Genomic DNA, 25,090 nt, shown 5'->3' with positions numbered 1-25,090 from the left:
AGCCGCCTTAATCATCCACCTGCTTAAACGCGAAGATTTTCATCCACGACATGGAACCATGCCACCTCGCCCGAAACCGGCATATCGCCGAGAGCCCGAGTCTCGCGTTCGATCCTTTCCAGAATTTCCGCCTTTGTCCCAACCCAAGGAACAAAATCAGGGTAATCCTTGATGAGATCCCCCGGCAAGGCACCGTGATCCATGAGTTCGCTGACCAGCTTTAGAAGAGATGATATCTCCTGCTCCAGCGTGGGGTGCTTCCCCGCCATTGCGGAAGCGGTCGCAGACAGGGGCGCCATACCCACCCAGTCTTCACTGGCGTACTCCATGAGATATTGAAAGTCCTCTTCGAACCCGGGAGGCATGTTCATCAATTTTCCTCATTTGAAATATGGAACCGTCGAATACCCTCGAGATCTTTGACGCTGTTGATGTCGATGGTGTCGCCGCCCGTTTCACTGTATGTCCTGAACGCCGCATAAGCTCGGGGGTCATCACTGATCTTCCAGGTCTCAATCGTCCCCTTGGACGTCGTGACAACACGGTCTGGTTCACCCAACTTTGTTCGCATTTCATTTAAAATGCCGTCAAACTCGGACCTGTCAACAACTCGAACACCCCTACTTCTCCCGTGATCACCTCGAAGCTCTCCGCTTTTATCGGTCACAATATCGCGGATTGCGGCTGTTCGTTCTTCGCCCACCTTCGCGGGCTTGGCATCGGGCACACGGCCGCCTCCTGCGTGCTCGCCTTTGCCGAGCAGGTCCTTGGCAGCCTTGCCTGCGCCAAACAGCAGCACACCGCCGACCATCTTCCCGAGGGCGCGATCTCCGTGGCCGCTTGCCCAGTCGTCCCAGGCGACGATGTTCTTGAACGTGTCGACGGGATGCGCGATGTTGTCCGCCATCGCCACGACGGTCTCGGCAGGATCGGAAACCAGGGTCCACAACCCCTTGCCCGCCCCGGAGATGGTGTCCCAGATACCGCCGAAAAAGTTGCTGTCCGATTGCTTTTGCGAGTCCTGCGGCGCGAGGGACGCTTCGAGGCGAAGCGTCTCCGCGCAGCTGTTTCCCGCGTCCTGGAGCTGCCGGCGTGCTCGTTCCAGGATTTCCCGGGCGGCCTGCCGCTGCGCCTCGCCGGGGTCGGTGAACGCTGGCGGCTGGACCACCGTCGGGTCGCCGTTCTGCTGGTTCGCCTTCGTCTCGGCCTCGGCATCAGTGATAGCTTTGTCATGGGCAGTCTTCGCTTGAGCCGTCGTGGCGTCGCCCTGCTGCCACCTGGCGATGGCCTCCGACGCCTGGCTTTGTGCCCACTGCAAGGTGTTGGCGAAATCCTCCATTGCCGCAGCGGCGCTCTGAAGCGAGTCCGAACCCTCCAGCCAACGCGGCACCTCGGTCTGATGATCCTCATGGAATTTGTCCGAGGCCTGGCCCGTCCAACTGCCAGTGTCGATGCGTTTCAGCGCCTCTCCAACCGCAGTGACGGTATCCGCACGGCTCTTAAGCACTCGCACGTTCTCGAAGACCGCACCCGGGTCTCCGGGAATCAGTGCTTTCGGGTCCGCGGTCTGGCCGAGTTCGCTCATCAGTACCCAGCCATCGGCGGATCGGGCGTGACGGCGTCCGTGCCCGGATCCACCTTCAACGCGGCCGTGTTGCCGTGCTCAACAGCCCGATACGCCTGCGCGGCCTTGCCCAGCGTGTCGGCAAGGCCATTCGCGCGGTCGCACAGCGCATCCAGCCCCACGCTCCACTGTCCGCAAAAGTCGGCCAGCGCATCGTGAACCCCGCCGTGCCCGTACAGCTCCGGCTCGCCGCACAACCCGCGCAGCTCGAAATCGTCCTGGCCGTGCCACAGGTCTTTCATATTCTTCGACGCAGCCTCCAGCACGCCCACATCGACATGAAACCCAGGACCGTCCATCGATCTCCCCCTCCTTGCCGCAGCCGGACCGGAATCCGGTCGGACCTCTCAACAGTTCTGCCGACGCCGCATCCCCACAACCTCCACCCACGTGCCGGCGACCGCCTCCGGCGGAGCCACGCGGGCCAAGATGGGGAATCGGTGTACGTCATCCGGGTCGAGCATCAACCCGACACCGAGGGGCACCAGGCTCAGCAACTCGGCGCCCGACGCCGAGAAGAAGTAGCCGTCACCGACGTGCGCGGCGAGCCGATCAGGAGTTGAGAACACCGGCATCCAACGGCCCCGCGAGCCCGTGTCGGTCACGAGCAAACCCGGCTGCTCGCTCCGCCGAGCCCACACCACAGCTCTGGCGAAGCCGTCCATGAAGTCACTGAGGCCGCGATACCCCTGCCATACCTCCCATGCGAGGACCGCCAGCGCCGCATCTCCCTCCCGCTCACTCACAATTGACACCATAGGTGACCGTGCGACCGCAAGGTGCGAGATCGGAAACTACCCAGCGCAAGCACTCAGCCGGCGGCGCGCTATCCGAGAAAGCGGGCAACCGCGCTGGGCCAGCTTCCAGGACGGCCACAGCCGCCAACTCGACTCGATATCCAGCCTTTCCGCCTGACTCGCGGCCAGCCGGACACTCTCCAGCGACTTCCCGACCGACACAGCCGCCCACCACCCTCGCCGCCTCCGGAGATCACGACGGCACACTCGGCGTCACGGCTGGCACAGGATCCTCAGATCCGTGCGGGTTTCTGCCAGGCACCGCGGGCACAGGCACTCCTGCCGGTCGACCTGGCTCGTCTTCATGCCCTCGTCCAAGGGATTTCCGAGCCATGAACAAGTTTTCGGCTCGCCCGTGTGGTCGGCGGTGTAGCAGGTCATGCGCACGCGACGGCCGTCGGGCGAACCCGTCGGCCTCCTCGTCGAGCAGAGTGAAGAAGCGGAAGCTCAACGGGTCCCCGGACGTGCACCCAGGCCAGCGCGTCGATCGGGGTCATGGCTCGCATTCTGTCGTACCCACCGGGGATGATCTCGACCGTGTATTCCGAAAGCCTGCCGCCGGAAGCGGTGCGGCGGGCCGTCCGCTGCGTGTGGCGGTCGGCTCCGCGCGGTCCGCAGCGGATCGTCCCGGACGGCTGCGTGGACCTGGTCGCGGGCGACGGCCAGGTGTTCGTCGCGGGGCCGGACACCGGGGCCTGGTCCTCGGTCACCACGCCCGGCGCGGTGCTGCACGGCCTGCGCTTCCGGCCCGGCGCGGCGGCCGGCGTGCTGGGCGTGGCGGCGGACGAGCTGCGCGACACCCGCGTCCCGCTGGCCGCGTTGTGGGGCCACGAGGGCGCGGTGCTGACCGAGCGGGTGCTGGACGGGACGCTGTCCCTCTCGGAGGTGGTGCGGCGGCGTCCCGCGGAGCCCGACCCGGCCGTCGCGGCGGTTCTCGCGCACCTGGAGCGCGGCCCGTCGCGGGTCGGCGCGCTCCCGCCGGCCGGACAACAACTGAGTGAACGCCAACTACGGCGCCGGTTCACCATCGCCGTCGGCTACGGCCCGGCCACCTACCTGCGGGTCAGCCGGTTCCAGCGCGCGATCGCGGCCGCCCCGCGCGTCACGGGCCTCGCGGAGCTGGCGGCCACGGCCGGGTACGCCGACCAGGCGCACCTCGCGCGCGATTGCCGCGCCCTCACCGGCCTGGCACCGAGCGCCTACTTCTCCTGACGTTGGTGCGCGGCAAGGAAATGCTGCAGCTCCACCGTCGCCGGGTGCAGGGCCCGGTAGCGGGCGTAGAACTCGTCGTAGACGTCCGCGCGCGCCGGATCCGGCTCGACGACCGCGGCGACGGGGTTCCACGCCTCGACGTCGGGCCCCAGCCCCACCGCGACGGCGGCCAGCAGCGCGTCGCCGAGCGCCGCGCCGATCGTCTCGGCCGGCACGTGCTGGCGGGCCCGGGTCACGTCGCTGACGATCTGCGTCCACACGCGGCCCTGCGTCCCGCCGCCGACCGCGACCAGTCGCCGTCCCGCCGCCTCGCCCATCGCCTCCAGGTTGTGCCGCACCCCGTACGCGGTTCCCTCCAGCGCCGCGCGGTACAGCTCGGCGCGGCCGTGCGACGTCGTCAGGCCGGCCACCACGCCGCGCGCGTCCGGGTCCGGCACCGGGGTCCGCTCCCCCGCGAAGTACGGCAGCATCAGCAGCCCGCGGCTCCCGGCGGGCACGTCGCCCGCCGCGGCGACCAGCTCGGCGAACTCGCCGCCGACCAGCTCGCGCAGCCAGTCGGTGATCGCGCCGGACGTCGCCATCCCGGCGGCCAGCGAGAACGTGCCGGGGAACGCGCCGCGCGTCGCCCACAGCCCGGGCACCGGACGGGGCCGGGCCGCGGTCTGGATCAGGAACATCGTGGTGCCGTACATGATCATCGTGTCGCCGGGCGCGCGCACCCCGGCGCTGGCGGCCTCGGCCCAGGCGTCGACGGTGCCGGCCGTGACGGGCAGCCCGGCCGGGAGCCCGGTCGCGGCCGCCGCCTCGGCGGTCACGGTGCCGGCCACCTCCGTCGGCCACAGCAGCCGCGGCAGCGTGACGCCGGGCGCGACCAGCCTCGCCCAGTCCTCGGCCCACGCCCCGGCACGCAGGTCGTACATCGGGTCGCACTGGCTGGCCGAATGGTGGTCCAGCACGTACTCGCCGGTCAGCCGCAGCACCAGGTACGAGCCGGCCATCAGGAACAGCTCGGCCCGCGCGGCGACCTCCGGCTCGTGCCGGGACAGCCAGCGCCACTTGGGCCCGACGGCCTGGCTGGACAGCGCACTGCCCGAACGCTCCACAATGGACTGCTCGCCCAGCTCCGCGGTCAGCTCGGCGATCTCGGCGCTCGCCCGCGTGTCGACGCCGTAGAGGATCGCGGGGCGCAGTGGACGGCCGCTCGCGTCCGCGGGCAGCAGGACCGGGCCGATGCCGCTCACCGCCAGGCCCGCCAGCGGCCGGTCGCCCGCCGCCGCGACCAGCTCGCGGCACAGCGAGACGAAGTCGCCCCACCACACCGCCTCCGCGTCGTGCTCGAACCAGCCGGGATGCGGACGGGAGGTGGTGTGCGGCCGGCCGGCGCGCGCAAGTATGGTCCCGTCCGCAGCGACCAGGACGCCCTTGGAGCCGGACGTGCCGATGTCGATACCGAGCAGCAGGCCCGGAGCCACCGCGACTCCCTGGGTAAGGTTACGGTAAACGATTACCCGGGACGCTATTCTCGACGCTGCAGGGTGTCAAGCGAGCCTGGGACGAGGAGGTCGTGGTGGCCACCATCAGCGACGTCGCGGCGCGGGCCGGGGTCTCCACGGCGACCGTGTCGAGGGCGCTGAACGGGAAGTCCACTGTGGACCCGGAGCTGGCGGCCCGGGTGCTGCTGGCCGCCGAGGAGCTGGGCTACCACCCGAACGGGCTGGCCAGGAACCTGCGCCGCCAGGAGACGGCGGTGCTCGCGCTGATCATCTCCGACGTCGAGAACCCGTTCTTCACGGCGATCGCGCGCGGGGTGGAGGACCTCGCGCAGGTCTCGGGGTACTCCGTGGTGCTGTGCAATTCCGACGAGAACGAGGACAAGGAGCGCCGCTACATCGACGTGGCGCTGCAGGAGCGGGTCGCGGGCGTGGTGCTGTCGCCGACCGGCCGCTCCACCAACGTCGAGCACCTGCGCCGCCAGGGCACCCCGGTGGTGGCTGTCGACCGCCCGCTGAACGGGCCCGACGGCGACCAGGTCCTGGTCGACACCCGCCGCGCCGCGCGCGACGCGGCCCGCCACCTCGCCGACGGCGGCTACCGCCGGATCGGCTGCCTGAGCGGCCCCGCGGGCGTGCGCACCGCCGACGACCGGCTCGACGGCTTCCGCGACGCCGTCGGCGAGGACACCACGCTGTTCCGCCGCACCGAGTACCGCGCGGAGGGCGCCCGGCTGGCCGCGCTGGACCTGCTGGACCTGCCCGAGCCGCCGGACGCGCTGCTGGTCGCCAACAGCACCATGACCATCGGCGTGCTGCAGGCGCTCACCGGCCGCCACCTGCGCCCCGGCCGCGACGTCGGCATCGTCTCCTTCGACGACGCCCCCTGGGCCACGCTCATCGACCCGCCGCTGACGGTCGTCGCGCAGCCCGCGTACGACATCGGCCGCGTGGCCGCGCAGCTGCTGCTGGCCCGGATCGCCGACGGGACCCGCGCGCCCACCACGACCACGCTGGAAGCCCGGCTGATCGAACGGCAGAGTTCGCGCCGCTGAGCCCCGGCCGCCAGCAGGGCGGGGCCCCCGGCCGCCGCCGGCTCCGTGGGCGAACGACGTGCCTGGTGGGCCGGCATGGCGCCGGCCCCCAGGCACGCCCCACCCCCTTGACCCCCCAGCGCCGGTGCCCGAAGGACACCGGAGCGGCAGCACCCCGAGGCGGGAAATCGATTACCAAACGAACGTAAAGGCGCCACGTCGGGGTGTCAAGCACGCGAAAGCCTGGACAACCGGGCCACGTCCTGGGCACACTGTCACCCAATCGCCTACGCATCGTGTTTGATGCTGTGCACTCCGTGTCGATCTCTGGTGAATTCACCCACAGATCCGGTGACGAACCGCACGAACCCGCACACACGAGCTAGTCTGGGCGCATGTCACCCGCGCTGGAGAACGTCCTCGCCAAAGCCGGCCTCAAGGCCGACGCGAACGAGTTCTTGACGCTTGTGGAGGACGCGGCGCGCCGGCTTTCCCCCCCGAATCCGGACCCGTCCCACTATTTCTCGCCCGACCAGCGGGCGGCGCTCGCCGACGTCGGGCTCGACCTTTCGCCACGGCACGAGGACGAGCCGGACTTCCGCGCGCGCACCGTCGCCGCGCACGCCGTGCTCGCGGACTCCGCGTTGAACGTGCTGGAGGCCGCGCAGGCGCTCGGCGTCGACGACAGCCGCATCCGGCACCGCCTCAAGGAAGGCCGGCTCACCGGCTGGAAGGACCAGGGCTGGCGGCTGCCGTCCTGGCAGTTCAACGGCGCGGGCGTGCTGCCCGGCCTCGAGGTCGTGCTGCGCGCGGTGCCCGAGGACCAGCCGGCGCTGGTCGTCGCCGCGTTCATGAACACCCCGCAGGCCGACCTGGTGATCAGCGACCGGCCCGCGACCCCGCGGCAGTGGCTGCTGTCCGGCGGTGACCCCGAAGTCCTCGCCCGCCTCGTCGCCACGCTCGGCTCGCCGTTCTAGGCTGAGCCGAAGAGCAAGATCACCCACACAGGACGGACGACCCCCGACGCATGGCCCGGCTCCCCCTGCCGCCCGCACGATCCGCCCTGGTCAAGGAACTGGACCGGAGCCACGACGTGGTTTCGGTGCAGCCCGAGACCAGGCTGGTCCGGATCTTCACCGCGCACGGCAACCACCCGCAGCAGTGGAACACGTTCCGCTACACCGGCCCGCTCCCGCACGGGCGGTTCGACCAGCAGCCGCCCGGCCGCGGCGGCCAGCCGGTCACCGACCCGGCCAACGGCGTGCTGTACTTCGGCCTGACCGTGCGCACCAGCGTCGCCGAGGTCTTCCAGACCAGCTCGACCGTCGACCGGAAGACCCGCGGCCCGCGGCTGGTCGTCGTGCGGCCGACGCGGACCCTGCGGCTGCTCGACCTGACCGGCCTGTGGCCGACGCGGGTGGGCGCTTCGCAGGAGATCTCGAGCGGGCCGAAGAAGATCACCCAGGCCTGGGCCCGCGCGATCCGCACGGCCCTGCCCGACCTCGACGGCCTCTGGTACCGCTCCTCGATGGACGCCGGCGACCCGTCGCTGTGCCTGTGGGACCCGCCCGCGGGCGCGGCGCTGCCGATCGCCCCGGACGTGCTGCTGCCCCTGGACCACCCCGGCCTCGACGTGCCGCTGGGCCGGGTCTGCGAAGAGCTGAACTACACGCTGCTCAACTAGCACCGCGTGATTCCGCTTCCCCTGCCCGGTCACGGTGCCCCGGCCCCGGCTCGGCCCGAACGCAACCGCCTAGCCCAGGTGCCGCGACCACCACTCGAGCACGGCTTCGAACCGCTGCACGCGGTGGCGCGGCCGGCCCGAGCGGGTCAGCTCGTGGCCCTCGCCCGGGAACAGCAGGAACTCCGCGTCGGCGCCGGCCTTGCGCAGGGCCACGAACATCCGTTGCGCCTGCTCCAGCGGGCACCGCCAGTCGTGCTCGGAGTGCACCACGGCGAACGGGATGGAGATGTCCGCGGCGTAGGTGAGCGGGCTGCGGTCGCGCTGGACCTCGGGGTCGGAGCCGATGTAGGAGTCGACGAAGGTGTAGCCGATGTCGGAGCTGCCGACCATCGAGTCCCACGCGTTCACCGCGCGCTCGCTCCAGGCGGCCTTGAACCGCTCCGGGTGGTGCGAGGCGACCCAGCTGGTCATGAACCCGCCGTACGAGCCGCCCATGATGCCGACCCGCGAAGGGTCGAGGTCGGGCCGCTCCAGCGCCTTGTCCAGCAGCGCCAGCACGTCGTCGACGTCGACGGTGCCGAACGCGTGGGTGATCGCGCGGCCGTGGCTCTGCCCGTAACCCGCCGAGCCGCGCGGGTTGCCGAGGACCACCGCGTACCCGGCGGAGGCGTACACCTGCGCCTCGTCGAACACCGCCCAGTCCTGCGGGGCGAACGGGCCGCCGTGCACGACGCGCAGCACCGGGTGCGGGCCCTCGCCCTCGGGCAGCACCAGCCAGCCGTGCACCGGATAGCCGTCGGGCGCGGTGGTGTTCAGCTCCTCGACCGCGCAAAGACCCTTGTCCCGCAACGTCTTCGAGTAGTCCGTGAGCACGCGGGGCCCACCGGCCGCGGTGAGCACCACGACGTCGCCGGAGGTCTCCGGCGTCGCGACCACGGCGACCACCGTGTCCCCGTCCGCGGCGAACCCGCGGACCGCGAGGTGACCGCCGTGCAGCACTCGCAGGCTGACCAGCGGCGCCGCGTCGGCCGTCACCGGCACGGCACGCAGTTCGGCCGCGCCGCGGTCGCGCGCGACCACCAGCACCTCGTCCCCGAGCGGGATCGCCGGGCCCGCGCCGATTTCGAGGTCGACCGTCTCGATGTCGGTCAGCCGGCGTGCCTTGACCGGGCCGTCGTGGCCGGGGACGGCGGCGTACAGGCCGATGTTGTTGGCCTCGAAATGACCGTCCTCATAGGACACTCCGTAGAAGAACAGGGTGCCGTCCGGGCCGAACACCGGCAGATCGGCGGCGCCGTGGCACTGCACGAGCAGCTCGGGTTCGCCGCCCGCGGCCGGGAACGAGACCAGGTCGCGGTAGTCGGTCTCCACCCGGTCCCAGTCCTGCGGCACCACCACGACCACGCGCTCGCCGTCGGGTGTCCACACGGGATGGTCGACGTCGTAGCCGGCGGGCGAAACGGGCTCAAGCTCGGCGGCGGCAGTGTCGATGTCGGTGTCCAGCACGAAAAGCCGCTTCACGCGGTCGCGCAGGAAGCCGATGTCGTCGATGCGGTAGTCGAAACGCGTGATCCGGCGCGGAGCCTCGGCGGGCGGCTCAGGCGTCTTGCCGTCGGCGTCCGCGGTGCCGTAGCGGCCCGCTTCCGGCAGCCGGGCGGTGAACGCGAGCCGGCGCGAGTCCGGCGCCCACACCGGTGCGTCCGCGCCCAGCGGCAATGACGTCAGGCGCCTGGCCTCGCCGCCGCCGGTCGGCATCACGTGCACCTGCGGGCTGCCGTCGGCGCCCGTGCCCTCGCCGGCCCGGAGGAACGCGACCCAGCGCCCGTCCGGTGAGATCGACGGCGCCGCGTCGTGCGGGCCGTGGGTCCACGGCCCCTCCCCGCCGCCGAGGTCCACCCGGTGCAGCGCGCTGTGCCCGGAGTCGGACTCCAGGTCCGGGCGCTGCACCGCGGTGATCAGCAGCTCACCCCGCAGCGCGGGACGGCCGGGGACGACAAGGGCTTCGATGTCGGCAGGACGCATGCCGACGACCGTACCGGATCATTAGCAACGCGAACGACCTATTTCGCGGGCAGCCCGGCGCGTTCGTCACGCTTGGCCTTCGCCAGGCTCGCCACCGTGGTCACGGTCAGCACGACCACGATCACGCCGAGGGAGATCCAGTTGTTGATGTCCAGCCAGTCCGGCGCCACCTGGTACTCGTGCAGCGCGTGCACGAACAGCTTCGCGCCGATGAAGGCGAGGATCACGGCCAGGCCGTAGGTCAGGTACACCAGCTTCTCGACCAGCCCGCCGAGCAGGAAGTACAGCTGGCGCAAGCCCATCAGCGCGAACGCGTTGGCCGTGAACACCAGGAAGGCCTCCTGGGTGATGCCGAAGATGGCCGGGATCGAGTCCACCGCGAACAGCAGGTCGGCCGAGCCGATCGCGACGATCACCACGAGCATCGGCGTGATCATCCGCTTGCCGCCGACCTTGACCGTGTACTTGTGCCCGTGGAAGTCGTCGGTCACCGGGAAGAACTTCCGCACCAGCCGGGTGACGGCGTTCTCCTGGTACTCCTCTTCCTCGTCCTTCTTGCGCAGCATGCTGACCGCGGTCCAGATGAGCACCCCGCCGAAGAGGAAGAAGACCCACACGAACTGCGCGATCAGCGCGGCGCCGACGGCGATGAACACGCTCCGCATGGCCAGCGCGAGCAGGATCCCGACGAGCAGCACCCGGTGCTGGTGGATCGCCGGCACCTTGAAGGAGGCCATGATGATCATGAAGATGAACAGGTTGTCGACGCTGAGCGAGTATTCGGTGATGTACCCGGTGAAGAACTCGACGCCGGAGTTGTGCCCGGCGAACACCCAGACGCCGATGCCGAACAGGACCGCGCAGGCGACGTAGAAGATCACCCAGCGGGCGGCCTCACCGGTGGTCACCTCGTGTGGATTGTGGTCGACGATGAACAGGTCGATCGCGATCAGGGCCAGAATGCCACCGACCGTTGCGATCCACAGCCACAGGGGGACAGTCATGAAACAACCTCCGGATAGTGCACAGCAGCAACTAACCGGAGGTCTCTTCCGCCGCTTTCACCAGCGACCGACGGTGCCGGGGGCCTGAGCCACCGTGCTGACGACACCGCCGCGAAGGAATACTCCCCTCACAGCGAGTTCAGTGTGCCGGTTACGGCCCGCAAACGCCAGCGGAGGTTGCCCGCGTCACCGGTCCGGCGGTGTTAGCCCGGTCACCGCCGTCCCGGGTGGACGGCGCGCGCGACCAGGGCAGCTTCCCGGGCGTACAGCGCGCGGGGCCGGGATGGGCTCCCGGACGGGTGACGGGCGTGGCCGGGATGTCGGATTCGTGTGAGCCCGCCGCGACGCTCTCAGCAAAACTCCAATAACGTCGGCGCGTGCCCCGAATCCCGCTCCCTCGCACGCGCGGCGCCCGTTTCACCGCGCTGGCCGCGGTCGTGGTGGTCGTCGCCGCGGCCGTGGTCGTCTGGACGACCAGCGGCTCGCCGCCGTCCGCCGTCCGAACCCAGGACGCCGTCCTCGAGCTCCCGGCCGCGCCGGGCTCGGCGGACAAGGTCCGCATCGACACGACCACCTACCTGCCCGAGAAGACCCCCGCGCCCGCCGTCCTGCTGGCCCACGGCTTCGGCGGGGACAAGTCCAGCGTCGACCCGCAGGCGCGGGAGCTGGCCGGCCGCGGCTTCGTCGTGCTGACCTGGTCGGCGCGCGGCTTCGGCCGCAGCACCGGCAAGATCGGCCTGAACGATCCGAACGCCGAGGTCGCCGACGCCAGCCGGCTCGTGGATCACCTGGCCGCGAGCAAGGACGTGCTCACCGACGGCAAGGGCGACCCGAAGGTCGCGGTCACCGGCGCCTCCTACGGCGGCGCGCTGTCCCTGCTGCTCGCGGGCACGGACAAGCGGATCGACGCCGTCGCGCCCGTGATCACCTACAACGACCTGGCCCAGGGTCTGGTGCCGAACGCGGCCGCGGCGCAGGCGCCCGCGGCGGGCACCCCGGCGGCCGGCGAGTTCGCCCCCGGCGGGGTGTTCAAGAAGACCTGGGCCGGCATCTTCTTCTCCGCCGGCTCCGGCGCGCCGTCGGGCGGGTCCCCGTCCGCCGAAGCCCCCGAAGCCGGGCAGGAGACGAACGACTCCGGCACCACGGCCGGCGGGTCGGGCACCGCGCCACAGGCGGCGGCCCCCACCGCGGGCGGCCAGGCGTCGCAGCTGCCCGCGGCCGACCCGTGCGGCCGGTTCACCGCCGAGGTCTGCCAGGCCTACACCGAGCTGGCGACGACCGGGAAGGCCGGCCCGCAGACCGTCGCGCTGCTGCGCCGGGTCTCCCCCGCTTCGGTGACGAGCAAGATCACCGCGCCGACCCTGCTGGTGCAGGGTGAGAGCGACACGTTGTTCGGGCTCGACCAGTCCGACGCCACCGCGCGCCAGATCAGCGCGGCCGGCGGCAAGGTGAAGACCATCTGGTACACCGGCGGCCACGACGGCGGCACCCCCGGCCCGCAGCTGCGCACCAAGATCGGCGACTTCCTCTGGCACTCGCTCACCGGAGAGGGCAGCGACCCCGGCACCGGCTTCAGCTACGACGTGCAGGGCACGTTGCGGGCCAACGGCACACCGTCGGTGCGCACGGTCAACGCCGACGCCTACCCCGGCCTCACCGGGCAGGGGACGGAGCGGCGGCAGGTCGCGCTCACCGGCCCGGTGCAATCGGCAGTGCGTCCCGCGGGCGCGAATCCGGCCGCGGTCAGCGGCATCCCCGGGCTGAACGGGCTCGCGGGGAGCTCGTCCCGGCTGGCGCCGCTGTTCAGCACGGACCCGGCGGGCCAGGCGGCCCAGTTCAGTACCGCGCCGTTCGGCAGCCAGCTGCTCGTCGCCGGATCGTCCACAGTGCACTTGCGGGTGGCGGCCGACCCCGCGCACCCGCTGCCCGAGGCGGTGCTGTTCGCGAAGCTCTACGACGTGGGCACGGACGGCGCCCGGGTGCTGCCGGCCAACGCCGTGGCCCCGTTCCGGGTCGGCGGGCTGCCCGCGGACGGCACCCCGGTCGACGTGACGGTCACCCTGCCCGGCATCGTGCGGCCGATCGAGGCGGGCCACTCGCTGCGGCTCGTGGTCGGCACCACCGACCAGTCGTACTCCGTGCCGGGCCAGCCCGGGGTGTTCCGGATCGGGCTCGCACCCGGCTCGGCGCTGGCCGTGCCGGTCGTGCCCGGGGTCTCCGTGGGCACGCCGGCGCCGGCCGGGCAGCTGATCGGCATCGGCGCGACCCTGCTGGTCGCCGTCGCGGCGCTGGCGTTCGCGGCGCTGCGCCGCCGGCGTTCGCACGACGTCGACCCCGAACTGGCGCACACCCCGCTGGTGATCAGCGGGCTGCGCAAGCAGTACGCGGGCGGGTTCGTCGCGGTGAAGGACCTGTCCTTCCGCGTCGAGCCGGGCCAGGTGCTCGGCCTGCTCGGGCCCAACGGCGCGGGCAAGACGACCACCCTGCGCATGCTGATGGGCCTGATCACCCCGACCGAGGGCGAGATCCGCGTCTTCGGCCACCGGATCACGCCGGGCGCGCCGGTGCTGTCGCGGATCGGGTCCTTTGTGGAGGGTTCCGGCTTCCTGCCGCACCTGTCCGGCCGGACGAACCTGGAGCTGTACTGGGCGGCCACCGGACGGCCCGCGGAGAAGGCGCACTTCGCCGAGGCACTGGAGATCGCCGGGCTCGGCGACGCCGTGGACCGGCGGGTGAAGAACTACAGCCAGGGCATGCGGCAGCGGCTCGCGATCGCCCAGGCGATGCTCGGCCTGCCGGAGCTGATGGTGCTCGACGAGCCGACCAACGGGCTCGACCCGCCCCAGATCCACCAGATGCGCGAGGTCCTGCAGCGCTACGCCGCCACGGGGCGCACCGTGGTCGTCTCGAGCCACCTGCTGGCCGAGGTCGAGCAGACCTGTTCGCACGTCGTTGTCATGCACCGCGGCACGCTGGTGGCCTCGGGCGAGGTCGGCGAGCTGGCGGCGGCCAGCGGCGAGGCGACGTTCCGGGTCGGCGACCCGGCCGCGGCCGCCGCGGCGCTGAAGGCGTTCGACGGCGTCACCGACGTCGCGGTCGAAGGCGAGCTGGTGCACGCGAACCTCGACGGGCTGCCGCGCGCCGAGGCCGTCGCGGCACTGGTCCGCGCGGGAGTCGCGGTGGAGCAGGCCGGGCCGCGGCGCCGGCTGGAAGACACGTTCCTGCAGCTGGTCGGAGAGAACTCATGAACGACACCAACAGCTCCGGCGGGGTGCACACCGACCCGGCCGCGTTGCAGGAGCTGAGCGACCTCGCGTCGCACGAACGGGCGGAGGTCGGCCCGGACGGCGCCGTGGCCGGCTACCGCGCCGACCGCACGCTGCGGCTCGGCGTCGAGCTCAAGCGCCAGCTCAAGCGGCGCCGGACCCAGCTGGTGCTCGGGTTCGTCGTGCTCCTGCCGTTCATCCTCGTGGTGGCGTTCGAGATCGGGCAGTCGAACCCGAACGCCCGCTCGGGCGGGTTCGTGGACCTCGCGACGGCGAGCGCGCCGAACTTCGTGGTGCTCGCGCTGTTCGTGTCCGGGACGTTCCTGCTGCCGATGATCGTGGCGCTGTTCTTCGGCGACACGGTGGCCAGCGAATCCTCGTGGTCGAGCCTGAAGTACCTGCTCGCCATCCCGGTGCCGCGGCACCGGGTGCTGCGGCAGAAGGCGATCGTGTCGGGCCTGCTGTCCGCCGCGGCGCTGGTGCTGCTGCCGCTGGTCTCGCTGCTGGTCGGCGTGATCTGGTACGGCACGGGCGACGCGATCAGCCCCACCGGCGACTCGGTGACCTTCGGCCAGAGCATGGTCGCGCTCCTGCTGTCCACTGTGTACATCGTGGTGCAGCTGGCCTGGGTGGCCGGGCTGGCGCTGCTGCTGAGCGTGTCGGTCGAGGCGCCGCTCGGCGCGGTCGGCGGCGCCGTGCTGGTGGCGATCCTGTCGCAGATCCTGGACCAGATCACCGCGCTGGAAGGGCTGCGCAACTACCTGCCCACGCACTACTCGTTCGCCTGGATCGACCTGATCTCGACCGACATCGACTGGTCGAACATGGCCAGCGGGGTGCTGTCGTCGCTGATCTACAGCACGGTGTTCCTGCTGCTGGCCGGCCGCCGGTTCGCGCGCAAGGACATCACGAGCTGACCCGCCCGCCCTCCGGCTGCCCGTCGCCCGACGCGGGCGGCCGGAGGACGGTACGGTCACCGGCGTGACGATCCATCTCGAACTCGACGCCGGCGTCGCCCTCGTGACCCTCGATCACGGCCGCGGCAACACCCTCGACACGGCCACCTGCCGGGAACTGGTCCTCCAGCTCGGGGAGGCCGAAGCCGCCGGCGCCAAGGCCGTCGTGCTCACCGGGACCGGCTCGATGTTCTCCGCGGGCGTCGACCTGCTCAGCATCGACGAGGGCGGCGCCGGCTACGTCAGCGAGTTCCTGCCCGCGCTGTCCGACGCGCTGCTGGCGGTCTTCGGCTTCCCGCGGCCGGTGGTGGCCGCCGTCAACGGGCACGCGATCGCGGGCGGGCTGGTGCTGGCCGCCGCGTGCGACCACCGGGTGCTCGCCGCCGGGCCGGCCCGGCTCGGCGTCACGGAACTGCTCGTCGGCGTGCCGTTCCCGATCGCGGCGCTGGAGATCCTGCGCTGCGCGTACGGCACGAACCCGCTGCCCGGCCTGATCTACAGCGGGGCGACCGTGCCGGGCGAGGACGCGCTGGCCCGCGGCCTGGTCGACGAGATCGCACCGGCCGAAGAGGTGCTCGGCCGCGCCCGCGAGCTGGCCACGCGGCTGGGCGAGCTGCCCGCCGAGCCGTTCGCGCTCACCAAGGCGCAGCTGCACCGGCCCTACCACCAGCGGATCGCGGAGAACCGGGTGTCCGACGACGACGGCGTCGAGCGGATGTGGTGCTCCGAGGCCGCGCTGGCCGCCGTGAAGTCCTATGTGGACCGAGTGCTGCGGTCCTGACGCGCCGGGAAAGAACCGACCTTGGTGGCTTGCCCCGCTCCGGGCGGTCTGTGAGGATCCGACGGCTGGGGATGGTCCGGGCGTTCGGAGGACACTGTGCGCAGGCTGCTCACCGTCTTGTCGACGGTTCTGATTTCGGCCGCGGCCCTGGTGGGAGTCGCGGGCGCCGCTGGTGACCGCGACATCAAGGCCGAGCTCGCCAAGGTGCCCGGGCTGACGGTCGTGTCCGAGGACCCGGCGCCGGCCGGGTTCCGCTTCTTCGAGCTGACCCTCACCCAGCCGGCGGACCACCGGAACCCGCACGGGCCGTCGTTCGAGCAGCGGTTCACCCTGCTGCACCGCGACTTCAGCGCCCCGACGGTCGCCTTCACCAGCGGTTACAACGTCTCCACCGCGCCCAACCGCTCGGAGCCGACGAAGATCGTCGACGGCAACCAGCTCTCCATGGAATACCGCTACTTCACCCCGTCACGGCCGGAGCCCGCGGACTGGTCGCGGCAGCTCACCATCTGGCAGGCCGCGGCCGACGAGCACGCCGCCGTGCAGGCGTTCAAGCGGATCTACCCGGGCAAATGGCTCGCCACCGGCGGCAGCAAGGGCGGCATGACGGCCACCTACTTCCGCCGGTTCTTCCCCGGCGACGTCGACGGCACCATCCCCTACGTCGCGCCGAACGACGTGATCGACCCGCTCGACCGTTACAACGACTTCCTCGCGCACGTCGGCGATCCCGCCTGCCGCGCGTCGCTCAAGGCGATCCAGCGTGACGCGCTGAAACGGCGCGACGAACTCGGCGAGCTGGCGAAGGCCGACGCGGCGAAGAACGGTTACACGTTCTCGATCGTCGGCTCGGTGGACAAGTCGCTCGAGATCTCGGTGATCGACTCGTACTTCGCGTTCTGGCAGTACCAGCCGGCGTCGGCGTGCGCTTCGGTGCCGAAGCCGGGCGCGCCCGCGGCCGCCGTCTGGTCCTGGTTCGAGCAGGTCGAGAGCCTCAACACCTACTCCGACCAGCAGCTGGAGCCCTACATCCCGTACTACTACCAGGCGGCGGTGCAACTCGGCTCGCCCGAGGCGTACGACAGCTACCTGCGGGACCTGCTGCGCTACCCCGGCGCCGACGCGCCCGCGACGTTCGTGCCGGCTTCGGTGAAGCTGCCGCGCTTCGACTACCTCGCGATGCCGGACGTCGACTTCTGGGTGAAGACGCAGGGAAAGCAGCTGCTGTTCGTCTACGGCTCGAACGACCCTTGGGGCGCGGAACCGTTCGAACTCGGCTTCGGCAGCAAGGACTCCTACCGCTACTTCGTGCCGGGCGGCAACCACGGGTCGAACATCGCGCAGCTGCCCGCCACGCAGGCCGCCGAGGCGACGGCGACGATCCGCCGCTGGGCCGGGCTGCCCGCCCAGCCGCCGCCGACCGCGCGAGCCTTCGCCGGCTTCCCCGGCTTCCCGGGCTTTGATGCCGATCCGCTCACGGCCGAGCGGCCGCGGCTCTAGGGCTCGGCCGGCTCCCCGCACGAGGCCCGGACGACCAGCTCGCAGTCCAGCAGGTGGGACTCGGGCCGGCCGCCGCCGATCGCCTCCATCAGCATCTCCAGCGCCAGCGCGCCCATCCGGCCGACCGGCTGCGACACCGTGGTCAGCGGCGGGTCCAGCAGCTGGAACCACGGCGGGTCGTCGAATCCGCTGACCGCGATGTCGGAGCCGATCCGCAGCCCGCGCCGGCGCATTTCCTGCAGGGCGCCCAGTGCCATCAGGTTGTCGATGGCGAACACCGCGGTGGGCGGCTCGTCGAGGTCGAGCAGCCCGGTGGCGGCGCGCCGGCCGCTGTCGGCCTGGAAGTTGCCGAACCGCACCAGCTCACGGGGCAGGTCGAGGGATCGCGCCCGCATCGCGGTGCGGAAGGCGGCGAGCCGCTCCCGGCCGGTGAGCGTGCCCCGCGGGCCGGTGATCACCGCGATCCGCTCGTGCCCCAGGTCCACCAGATGGTCCACCAGCCGGGAAATCGCCCGGCGGCCGTCCGCCCGGACCACCGGCACCGTCATCTTCGGCACCGCGCGGTCCACCAGCACCATCGGCACCCCCTGACGCGCCGCGGCCTGCAGGGCGGAGGACTCGCCGAGCACCGGGGTCAGCAGCAGGCCGTCCACTCGCCGGGCCAGCATCAGCTCGAGGTAGGCGTCCTGGCGTTCGGCCTCCTCGTTGGCGTTGCACAGGATCACGCTGTAGCCGTACTGGTGCGCGGCCTCCTCGATGGCCCAGGCGAGCTCCCCGAAGAACGAGTTGACCACGTCAGGGAGGATCAGTCCGATAGTCTGCGTCCGGGTGGTCCGCAGGGATCGAGCGACCGTGTTCGGCCGGTAGCCCAGCGCCTCGGCGACGGCGATGACCCGTTCCCGCACCGCGTCGCTGACCCCGTCGGCACCGGACAGCGCCCGGGAGACCGACGCCGTCGACACGCCGGCGCGCGAAGCGACGTCGGCGACGGTCACCGCCATCGGACACCTCCTCGCTCCGGCGCTTGAGCTTTGTAATCGATTACGTCCCGGACGTCAAGCCGACCCGCCGCGTGTCGCCGGGTCCGCCCGCTTGGCCCTTGACAGACCGGAAACCGCGGGTCTTCAATGTTTCCCAGCCAGGTTACGCAATCGATTACGTACCGGAGCTCTTCGACCGGGCCGGCCGCCGCGGGCAACCCGCCGGCAGGCCACGGCTGCAGACGAGCCGGGCAGGCAACGAGCGGATTCACACGGCCCCTCAACGGCGAAGGGAACGCTCATGCACGACCACGCTTTCGCACTGTCCCGCAGGTCCGCCCTCCGGACTGCGGCGCTCGCCGCGGCCGGTGCCGTCGTGACGCCGCTGTTCACCGGTGGTCCGGCGGCCGCGGCCGGGTACCCGCTGCAGTTCCGGTGGATCCGGATCGCCGGCCCCGGCAAGCCGTCCGACGCCACCGCGTGGCTGGCCGCGATGCGGCAGTGGCGCACCGGCCGCCGGGCCCAGCTCGGCTACGACGACCGCAACTACCGCCGCCCGGAACTCGCCTGGGCGCAGCGCAATCCCGTCCAGCCGCAGATGATGGTGCACGACCTCGACTTCTACGACCGGGCCACCGGCCGGTACACCGTGGACAAGTACCTGGCCGGCCTGCGGCAGCGCTACGGCGGCATCGATTCGGTCCTGGTCTGGCCCACCTACCCGAACATCGGCGTGGACGACCGCAACACCGACCGGATGTTCCGGGACCTGCCCGGCGGTATCGGCGCGCTGCGGGAGATGGTGGCCGACTTCCACCGGGCCGGCGTCAAGGTCCTGTTCCCCATCCATCCCTGGGACGTCGGCACCCGCGACCCCGGCCTGCCCTGGGCGGCCGTGCTGCCCGCGACCATGGCCGAGATCGGCGCGGACGGCCTCAACGGCGACACCATGCGCGAGGTCACCGAGGACTACTTCACCGCCTCGCTCGACCAGGGCAATCCGCTTGTGCTCGAACCGGAGCTGGGCGCGGGCGACGACGCCGCCCTGCAGTGGAACACGCAGAGCTGGGGCTATTGGAACCTCGACCCGGAGACCCACCAGGACATCGGCTTCCCGTACACGCCGGAGGTCAGCCTGACCAAATGGCTCGAGCCGCGGCACACCGTGCACGTCAACAACCGCTGGTCCACCAGCAAGATCGACATGCTGCAGGCGGCCTTCTTCAACGGCACCGGGCTGGAATCCTGGGAGAGCATCTGGGGCATCTGGAACCAGATGACCGACCGGGACTGCGAAGCCACCCGCCGGGTCTCGGCGATCGAACGCGAATTCGCGGACCTGCTGGTCAGCCAGGAATGGGAACCGCACACCCCGACGATGCAGAACTCCGCGGTCTTCGCCAGCAAGTGGCCGGGTGGCGAACGTACACTGTGGACACTGGTCAACCGGAGCGGCCAGGCTGCCGAAGGGAATCAGCTCGCGGTACCGCACCAGGCCGGGCTGCGCTACTACGACGTCTACCACGGCGTCGAACTGCGCCCGAGGGTCGCCGGCGGCACCGCGACCCTTTCGTTCACCATCGAGGCCGAGGGCTTCGGCGCGGTCCTGGCCGGCCCCGATTCCGCGTTGCCGCAGGGTTTCGGCGGATTCCTGCGAGAGATGCGCCGGATGACCGCGAAACCGTTGAGCAGCTTCTCCACCGCGAACATCACGGTGCCGCAGAAGATGACGCCGATCCGCCCGGCCGTGCCCCGCGGCGGCACCCCGCCGGGCATGGTGGCCATTCCGGCCGCGGATTTCCCGTTCACGGTCAGCGGCACCGAAATCGAAGGCCCGGACGGCTTCGGGGTCGACGTGCAATACCCGTGGGAGAGCCGGCCGGCCCGGAACCACAGCCACGTGCTCTCGATCCGCGCCTTCCACATCGACCGGACCGAGGTGACCAACGAGCAGTACCGGCAGTTCCTGGCCGCCACCGGTTACCACCCGCGGGACGACCACAACTTCCTCAAGGACTGGGACTGGCCGGCCGCGCGGCAGCCCCGGTACCGGTCCGGCTGGGCGGCCAAACCGGTCACCTGGGTGTCGATCGAGGATGCCCGAGCGTACGCGGACTGGGCGGGCAAGCGGCTGCCCAACGAATGGGAATGGCAGTACGCCGCACAGGGCCTCGACGGCCGGATCTACCCGTGGGGCAGCACTTTCGACGCGAGCCGGGTGCCGGCCACCACGTCCACGCGAGACGGTATTCCAGGGCCCGCGGACGTGACCGCGCATCCGGCCGGGGCGAGCCCGTTCGGCGTGCTCGACCTGGTCGGCAACGTCTGGCAGTGGACGAACGAGTTCACCGACCGGCACACCGCCGCCGCCGTGGTCCGCGGCGGCTCCTACTACCGGCCGCAGGGCGCGAGCTGGTACTTCCCGTCCGATCAGGACGCCTACCGGCTCGACCGGCACAACAAGTACCTGCTGATGGCGCCGAGCCTCGACCGGTCGGCCACCATCGGCTTCCGCACCGTCGCCGACGGGCCGGAATGACGAAAGGCACCAGCATGCACCAGCACCCGATGCGCCTCCTGACCGTCGCGGCCGTCGTGCTCACCCTGTTGGGCTCGGCCGCCTGCGGCCGGGGCGGGCAGAGCGCGAACGGCGGCCTCCGGATCGCCATCGTCACCCGGGATTTCACCAACCCCTACTGGGCGGCGCTGCGCGACGGTGCGGTGGCCGAGGGCAAGAAGCTGGGCGTCGAGGTGAACGTCCAAGCCGGACAGTCCGAAACGGACTCCACCGGGGAGAACGCCAAACTGTCCACATTGGCCGGGCAGAACTACGGCTGTTTCGGCGTGGTGCCGGTGAACGCGACCAACGTGATCACCCCGCTGGTCCCGGTGGCCCAGAAGAAGATCCCGATCCTGAACCTGGACACCCAGATCGATCCGGCCGCCTCGCAGCAGGCCGGGGTGTCCTACGCGTCGTTCATCGGCTCGGACAACCTGTCCGCGGGCAAGCAGGCCGGGCAGGCGCTGCTGCAGCGCACCGGCGGGCACGGCGACGTGGCGATCCTGCAGGGCATCGCCGGCGAGCAGAACGGGATCAACCGGCAGCAGGGCTTCACCCAGGAAGTGGCGGGCAAGCTGACGGTCGTGGCCACCCAGCCCGCCGACTACGACCAGGCCAAGGCCCAGACCGTCACCGAGGCCATCCTGCGCGCGCACCCGGAGATCACCGGCATCTTCGCCGCGAACGACACGATGGGCCTCGGCGCGGCGGAAGCCGTGCGCAACGCCGGCCTGACCGGAAAGGTCTCGATCATCTCGGTGGACGGCATCACCGCCGCGTTGCAGGCGGTGAAGGCGGGCACGCTCAGCGGCACCATCTCGCAGTATCCCTACGCCGAGGGCCAGCTGGCTGTACAGGCTTGCACCCGGCTGGCCGCGAAGCAGAGCGTGCCGGCCCGGATCGTCGCGCCGATCCAGCTGATCGAGCCGGCCAACGCGGACAAGGCGATCAGCGCGTTTCCGCAGCCGTTCGTGCCGTTCGCCAACCCGCTGGACGGAAAGTGAGCACGGCCGGCACCCAGGAGGTGGAGCGGCCCGGCCGGCGCTTGACGGCCGGGGCGGCGGCGCGGTTCGCCGCCCCGATCGGGCTGGTCGTGGTGTTCCTCGCGTTTTTCATCGCCACCCCCGATTTCCTCACCGCGGGCAACATCAGCGACCTGCTGGTGTCCGCGGCGATCCTGCTGGTCCTGGCGATGGGCCAGCAGCTGGTGGTCACGGTGGCCGGGATCGACCTTTCCGTGGGATCGAACCTGCCCTGGGCGGCGGCCGTGCTCGGGTACGCCTACCACCAGGGCTGGGGGCTGGTCCCGGCCATCGTGCTCGCGATACTGGCCGGGCTCGCGGTGGGCGTGGTGAACGGGCTGCTGGTGGCCCGGCTCAAGATGACCGACTTCATCGTCACCCTCGGCTCGCTGTCCGTGGTCAGCGGCATCACGCTATTGCTGACCGGCGGCAACACCGTCCCGGTGAACTCGCCGTTCCTGCGGGACCTGGCGCTGGCCGGCGTGGGCCCGGTGCGCTGGTTCTGGGTGGTGGCCTTCGTGATCGCCGCGCTGGTGGGATACCTGCTGTTCCGCACCCGGACCGGGACCTACCTGCTGGCCACCGGCGGCAATCTCGAAGCCGCGCGGGAAGCGGGCATCCACGTGACGCGCGTCCGGCTGATCGCGTACGCCGGTTCCGGGCTCGCCTGCGGGGTCGCCGCCGTGCTGTTCGTGGCTCGCACCGGCGGCGCCGACCCCAGCCTGCAGACCGATCTGCTGCTCAGCTCCATCGCCGCGGTGGTCCTCGGCGGTTCGAGCCTGTTCGGCGGCAAGGCGTCGGTGGTCGGCTCGGTGGCCGGCGCGGTGCTGCTGCAGAGCTTGATCAACGGGTTCACCCTGCTCGGCATTTCGCAGTACTACCAACCCGTCGCGGTCGGGGCCGTGGTGCTCGGCGCGGCCTTCATCTCCCGGTTCCAGAAGTAGAGGACGTTCATGGCGGACAGGGCGTTGGTGGAGATCACCGGGCTGCGCAAGTCTTTCGACGCGGTACGGGCGCTGCAGGGCGTGGATCTGAGACTGGCGGCCGGCGAGGTCACCGCGCTGCTGGGCGACAACGGGGCGGGAAAGTCCACTGTGGTGCGTTGCCTGACCGGGGTGCACCCACCGGACGCCGGCGAGATGCGGTTCCGCGGCGAGCCGATCCGGCTCGGTTCGCCGGACGAAGCGCGGCACCTCGGCATCGAGACCGTGTACCAGTCACTCGGGCTGATCGAGGATCTGCAGGTGTGGCAGAACCTCTACCTCAATCGCGAGCTGACCCGCGGGTTCGGCCCGCTGCGGAGGCTGGACCGCAAAACGATGATCGCCCGGAGCCGGGACATCCTGTCCGGGCTGGACGTGCACGTGCCGGACGTCCGCGCGACGGTCCGGCGGATGTCCGGCGGGCAGCGGCAGAGCATCGCGATCGCCCGCGCGGCCAACTGGGGCGAGACCCTGGTGATCATGGACGAACCGACGGCCGCGCTCGGCGTCCGCGAGACCGCCGCGGTGGAGCGGCTGATCGGCCGGCTGCGGGACGCGTCGGTGAGCGTGCTGCTGATCAGCCACGACATGGGGCAGGTGCTGCGCGTGGCGGACACCGCGTATGTGTTGCGGCGCGGGCGGACCGCGGCCCGCCGCACCGTCGCCGGCACCAGCGGTGACGAACTGGTCGGGCTGATCACCGGGGCGATCGAGGGAGACAGCCCGGCCTAGCTCGGCAGCGTGGTCCGGGCTTGCCGACGGGTTCGCTGGCGGGTTCGCTGGCGGGTTCGCGGGCGGGTTCGCGGGAAGCCGTGGGCCCGGGCCGAAACCACCACGGCGAGTACCGGGGCCAGCAGCACCAGCACACTCCACGGGAAAACGCGCGCCCCGAACGCGTCGAGCAGGATCCCGCCGGCCACGCCGCCGACGGCCATCGCCGCGTTCCACAGGGTCACGAGCATGGCCTGGGCGGCGTCGGCCTGCTCGCCGCCGGCGTCGGCGGCCGCGGTCTGCAGGAGCGTCGGGACACCACCCCAGCCGAGGCCCCACAACGCGGCGGCGACGTAGACGAGTGCCGGGCTGCCGCCGGTGAGGGCGAGGACCGCGGCCGCCACCGCGACCAGCACGGTACCGGTGAGGGTGAGCACACGCAGCCACCGGTGGATGTGCGCGCCCACGACCGCGATGCTCACCAGCGAGGCGAGCCCGAAGACGAGCAGCACGAGGTCCGTCTGCCCGCCCAGGCCCAGCGTGCCCAGGAAGGTGGCCACGTAGGTGTAGAGGATCGTGTGTGCCAGCACGAAAACGAGCGTCACGGCCAGCACCGGAGCGACCCCGGGGACGGCGAGGGCCTTGAGCACTGGTGTCTTCTCGTGGCGTCGCCCGGGCTGCTCCGGGACGAGCGCGGCGATCCAGGCGAGCGTGACCGCCGCGAGCACCGTCATGGCGAAGAACGGAGCCCGCCAGCCGAACGCGCCACCGGCGAACGTCCCAGCAGGCACACCGAACGACAAGGCGACCGGGATACCGGTCATCACGAGCGCGATTGCCTTGCCCCGCAACGGTTCCGGCGCGGGCCCACGCGCGTGCCCGGCCAGCAGCGCCCACGCCAGCCCAGCCGCGACCCCGGCCACGAAGCGGGCCGCCATCGTCAGCGGATAGCTCCCCGAGACGGCGGTGACGGTGTTGGCCACCGCGAACCCCGCCATCGCGCTGAGGAGCAACCGCTTGCGCCCCCAGCCCGAGGTGACGGCGGACAGCGGAATGGCGGTGAGGGCAGTGCCGAGCGCGTAAACCGTGACGGCCTGCCCCGCCGCCGGCTCGCTGACGCCCAGCCCCGCGCTGAGGCCGGGAAGGACTCCGGCGGGCAGGGTCTCGGTGAGGCTGGTGAGGAACACAGCGGTGGCGAGGGGTAGGAGAGCGCGGATGGGGAGCTTGGTGGGGGGCTTGGGGGTAGGCCCGGTGCTGGGCCTGGTCCTGAGCCGGACGCTGGGCTCGGGGCTGGGCGCGGTCCTGAGCTTCAGCTCGAGGCTCGGCTCAGGCTCGGAGCCCGACCGGCCCTCACGGCTGAGCCCGGACTGGCGGCTGCACTCGGGGCCGCACCCGGCCCTGAGCTTCAGCTCGAGGCTCGGCTCAGGCTCGGAGCCCGACCGGGCCTCACGGCTGGGCTTGGAC

Annotated in this window: 21 protein-coding genes; 12 read left to right on the top strand and 9 right to left on the bottom strand. The window is 71.2% G+C overall.

What is annotated here, in order from left to right; all coding sequences use genetic code 11:
* Window positions 1-23 precede the first annotated feature (23 nt).
* From BMY97_RS13005 to BMY97_RS12990, 4 genes are read right to left on the bottom strand one after another with little or no spacing between them, the layout of a single operon-like run.
* A complete protein-coding gene (locus BMY97_RS13005; RefSeq protein WP_091617010.1) occupies window positions 24-371 on the bottom strand; it encodes an SRPBCC family protein in 348 nt (115 codons plus the stop codon).
* On the bottom strand, window positions 371-1,585 hold the full coding sequence (locus BMY97_RS13000; RefSeq protein ID WP_091617009.1) for a putative T7SS-secreted protein: 1,215 nt from the start codon (window positions 1,583-1,585) through the stop codon (window positions 371-373). The genes BMY97_RS13005 and BMY97_RS13000 overlap by 1 nt, the downstream gene beginning before the upstream one ends.
* The gene (locus tag BMY97_RS12995) at window positions 1,585-1,923 is read right to left on the bottom strand and encodes a hypothetical protein (protein ID WP_091617008.1); all 339 of its coding nucleotides are present in this window, start codon (window positions 1,921-1,923) and stop codon (window positions 1,585-1,587) included. Before BMY97_RS12995 ends, BMY97_RS13000 begins: the two co-directional genes overlap by 1 nt.
* 48 nt (window positions 1,924-1,971) lie before the next feature.
* Window positions 1,972-2,370 carry a hypothetical protein gene (locus BMY97_RS12990; protein ID WP_143086191.1) on the bottom strand — a complete coding sequence of 133 codons (399 nt, stop codon included), beginning with the start codon at window positions 2,368-2,370 and terminating at the stop codon, window positions 1,972-1,974.
* A gap of 576 nt (window positions 2,371-2,946) precedes the next feature.
* Between BMY97_RS12990 and BMY97_RS12980 the strand changes: the two genes are divergently transcribed.
* Complete coding sequence (locus BMY97_RS12980; protein ID WP_177231309.1) at window positions 2,947-3,633, top strand: helix-turn-helix domain-containing protein; 687 nt, start codon at window positions 2,947-2,949, stop codon at window positions 3,631-3,633.
* Here BMY97_RS12980 and BMY97_RS12975 read toward each other — a convergent pair.
* Complete coding sequence (locus BMY97_RS12975) at window positions 3,621-5,105, bottom strand: FGGY-family carbohydrate kinase (protein ID WP_091617006.1); 1,485 nt, start codon at window positions 5,103-5,105, stop codon at window positions 3,621-3,623. The two genes, BMY97_RS12980 and BMY97_RS12975, sit on opposite strands and share 13 nt — an antisense overlap.
* 95 nt (window positions 5,106-5,200) lie before the next feature.
* Between BMY97_RS12975 and BMY97_RS12970 the strand changes: the two genes are divergently transcribed.
* The 3 genes from BMY97_RS12970 (at window position 5,201) to BMY97_RS12960 (ending at window position 7,841) form a co-directional block, all read left to right on the top strand.
* Window positions 5,201-6,178 (top strand): LacI family DNA-binding transcriptional regulator, encoded by a 978-nt coding sequence (locus tag BMY97_RS12970; RefSeq protein ID WP_091617125.1) that lies wholly within the window; start codon window positions 5,201-5,203, stop codon window positions 6,176-6,178.
* 374 nt (window positions 6,179-6,552) lie between these two features.
* Window positions 6,553-7,134, top strand: a complete 582-nt coding sequence (locus tag BMY97_RS12965; protein ID WP_091617005.1) for a DNA-binding protein — start codon at window positions 6,553-6,555, stop codon at window positions 7,132-7,134.
* A 50-nt stretch (window positions 7,135-7,184) separates the two neighbouring features.
* Complete coding sequence (locus BMY97_RS12960) at window positions 7,185-7,841, top strand: RES family NAD+ phosphorylase (protein WP_091617004.1); 657 nt, start codon at window positions 7,185-7,187, stop codon at window positions 7,839-7,841.
* Window positions 7,842-7,910: 69 nt separating this feature from the next.
* On the opposite strand, the gene BMY97_RS12955 is transcribed toward BMY97_RS12960, so the two are convergent.
* Both BMY97_RS12955 and BMY97_RS12950 read right to left on the bottom strand, forming a co-directional pair.
* A complete protein-coding gene (locus BMY97_RS12955) occupies window positions 7,911-9,863 on the bottom strand; it encodes a S9 family peptidase (protein WP_091617003.1) in 1,953 nt (650 codons plus the stop codon).
* 38 nt (window positions 9,864-9,901) lie between these two features.
* Entirely contained in the window at window positions 9,902-10,867 is a 966-nt protein-coding gene (locus BMY97_RS12950; protein WP_091617002.1) for a TerC family protein, read from the bottom strand.
* Window positions 10,868-11,244: 377 nt separating this feature from the next.
* Here BMY97_RS12950 and BMY97_RS12945 point away from each other — a divergent pair, with 377 nt between their 5' ends.
* The 4 genes from BMY97_RS12945 to BMY97_RS12930 all read left to right on the top strand — a co-directional run bounded on the left by BMY97_RS12945 (window position 11,245) and on the right by BMY97_RS12930 (window position 17,370).
* The gene (locus BMY97_RS12945) at window positions 11,245-14,115 is read left to right on the top strand and encodes an alpha/beta fold hydrolase (RefSeq protein ID WP_091617001.1); all 2,871 of its coding nucleotides are present in this window, start codon (window positions 11,245-11,247) and stop codon (window positions 14,113-14,115) included.
* On the top strand, window positions 14,112-15,050 hold the full coding sequence (locus BMY97_RS12940; RefSeq protein ID WP_091617000.1) for an ABC transporter permease: 939 nt from the start codon (window positions 14,112-14,114) through the stop codon (window positions 15,048-15,050). Before BMY97_RS12945 ends, BMY97_RS12940 begins: the two co-directional genes overlap by 4 nt.
* A 64-nt stretch (window positions 15,051-15,114) precedes the next feature.
* Window positions 15,115-15,870 (top strand): enoyl-CoA hydratase/isomerase family protein, encoded by a 756-nt coding sequence (locus BMY97_RS12935; protein ID WP_091616999.1) that lies wholly within the window; start codon window positions 15,115-15,117, stop codon window positions 15,868-15,870.
* Between the two features lie 96 nt (window positions 15,871-15,966).
* Window positions 15,967-17,370, top strand: a complete 1,404-nt coding sequence (locus BMY97_RS12930) for a S28 family serine protease (RefSeq protein WP_091616998.1) — start codon at window positions 15,967-15,969, stop codon at window positions 17,368-17,370.
* Here the strand turns inward: BMY97_RS12930 and BMY97_RS12925 are convergent.
* Entirely contained in the window at window positions 17,367-18,371 is a 1,005-nt protein-coding gene (locus BMY97_RS12925; protein ID WP_091616997.1) for a LacI family DNA-binding transcriptional regulator, read from the bottom strand. The two genes, BMY97_RS12930 and BMY97_RS12925, sit on opposite strands and share 4 nt — an antisense overlap.
* Window positions 18,372-18,651: 280 nt before the next feature.
* Here BMY97_RS12925 and BMY97_RS12920 point away from each other — a divergent pair, with 280 nt between their 5' ends.
* From BMY97_RS12920 to BMY97_RS12905, 4 genes are read left to right on the top strand one after another with little or no spacing between them, the layout of a single operon-like run.
* Complete coding sequence (locus tag BMY97_RS12920; RefSeq protein WP_218156773.1) at window positions 18,652-20,889, top strand: formylglycine-generating enzyme family protein; 2,238 nt, start codon at window positions 18,652-18,654, stop codon at window positions 20,887-20,889.
* The gene (locus BMY97_RS12915) at window positions 20,886-21,914 is read left to right on the top strand and encodes a sugar ABC transporter substrate-binding protein (protein ID WP_218156772.1); all 1,029 of its coding nucleotides are present in this window, start codon (window positions 20,886-20,888) and stop codon (window positions 21,912-21,914) included. The genes BMY97_RS12920 and BMY97_RS12915 overlap by 4 nt, the downstream gene beginning before the upstream one ends.
* Window positions 21,911-22,876 (top strand): ABC transporter permease, encoded by a 966-nt coding sequence (locus BMY97_RS12910; RefSeq protein WP_218156771.1) that lies wholly within the window; start codon window positions 21,911-21,913, stop codon window positions 22,874-22,876. Before BMY97_RS12915 ends, BMY97_RS12910 begins: the two co-directional genes overlap by 4 nt.
* Before the next feature lie 9 nt (window positions 22,877-22,885).
* Window positions 22,886-23,647 (top strand): ATP-binding cassette domain-containing protein, encoded by a 762-nt coding sequence (locus BMY97_RS12905; protein ID WP_091616995.1) that lies wholly within the window; start codon window positions 22,886-22,888, stop codon window positions 23,645-23,647.
* Here BMY97_RS12905 and BMY97_RS12900 read toward each other — a convergent pair.
* Window positions 23,644-24,813: an MFS transporter gene (locus BMY97_RS12900; protein ID WP_245787289.1), complete on the bottom strand. Its 1,170-nt coding sequence runs from the start codon at window positions 24,811-24,813 to the stop codon at window positions 23,644-23,646. The genes BMY97_RS12905 and BMY97_RS12900 overlap by 4 nt on opposite strands.
* Window positions 24,814-25,090: the final 277 nt, after the last annotated feature.

This window comes from Amycolatopsis saalfeldensis (assembly GCF_900110575.1).
In the GTDB taxonomy this organism is placed as follows: Bacteria; Actinomycetota; Actinomycetes; order Mycobacteriales; family Pseudonocardiaceae; genus Amycolatopsis; species Amycolatopsis saalfeldensis.
This window is presented reverse-complemented; position numbering and strand designations above follow the sequence as displayed.

Bases quoted from the DNA above. Each gene is read 5' to 3' on its own strand.
- BMY97_RS12915 (WP_218156772.1), top strand. From the start codon at position 20,886: ATGACGAAAGGCACCAGCATGCACCAGCACCCGATGCGCCTCCTGACC.
- BMY97_RS12925 (WP_091616997.1), bottom strand. From the start codon at position 18,371: ATGGCGGTGACCGTCGCCGACGTCGCTTCGCGCGCCGGCGTGTCGACG.
- BMY97_RS12920 (WP_218156773.1), top strand. From the start codon at position 18,652: ATGCACGACCACGCTTTCGCACTGTCCCGCAGGTCCGCCCTCCGGACT.
- BMY97_RS12965 (WP_091617005.1), top strand. From the start codon at position 6,553: ATGTCACCCGCGCTGGAGAACGTCCTCGCCAAAGCCGGCCTCAAGGCC.
- BMY97_RS12995 (WP_091617008.1), bottom strand. From the start codon at position 1,923: ATGGACGGTCCTGGGTTTCATGTCGATGTGGGCGTGCTGGAGGCTGCG.
- BMY97_RS12940 (WP_091617000.1), top strand. From the start codon at position 14,112: ATGAACGACACCAACAGCTCCGGCGGGGTGCACACCGACCCGGCCGCG.
- BMY97_RS13005 (WP_091617010.1), bottom strand. From the start codon at position 371: ATGAACATGCCTCCCGGGTTCGAAGAGGACTTTCAATATCTCATGGAG.
- BMY97_RS12955 (WP_091617003.1), bottom strand. From the start codon at position 9,863: ATGCGTCCTGCCGACATCGAAGCCCTTGTCGTCCCCGGCCGTCCCGCG.
- BMY97_RS12980 (WP_177231309.1), top strand. From the start codon at position 2,947: ATGATCTCGACCGTGTATTCCGAAAGCCTGCCGCCGGAAGCGGTGCGG.
- BMY97_RS12950 (WP_091617002.1), bottom strand. From the start codon at position 10,867: ATGACTGTCCCCCTGTGGCTGTGGATCGCAACGGTCGGTGGCATTCTG.
- BMY97_RS12905 (WP_091616995.1), top strand. From the start codon at position 22,886: ATGGCGGACAGGGCGTTGGTGGAGATCACCGGGCTGCGCAAGTCTTTC.
- BMY97_RS13000 (WP_091617009.1), bottom strand. From the start codon at position 1,585: ATGAGCGAACTCGGCCAGACCGCGGACCCGAAAGCACTGATTCCCGGA.
- BMY97_RS12960 (WP_091617004.1), top strand. From the start codon at position 7,185: ATGGCCCGGCTCCCCCTGCCGCCCGCACGATCCGCCCTGGTCAAGGAA.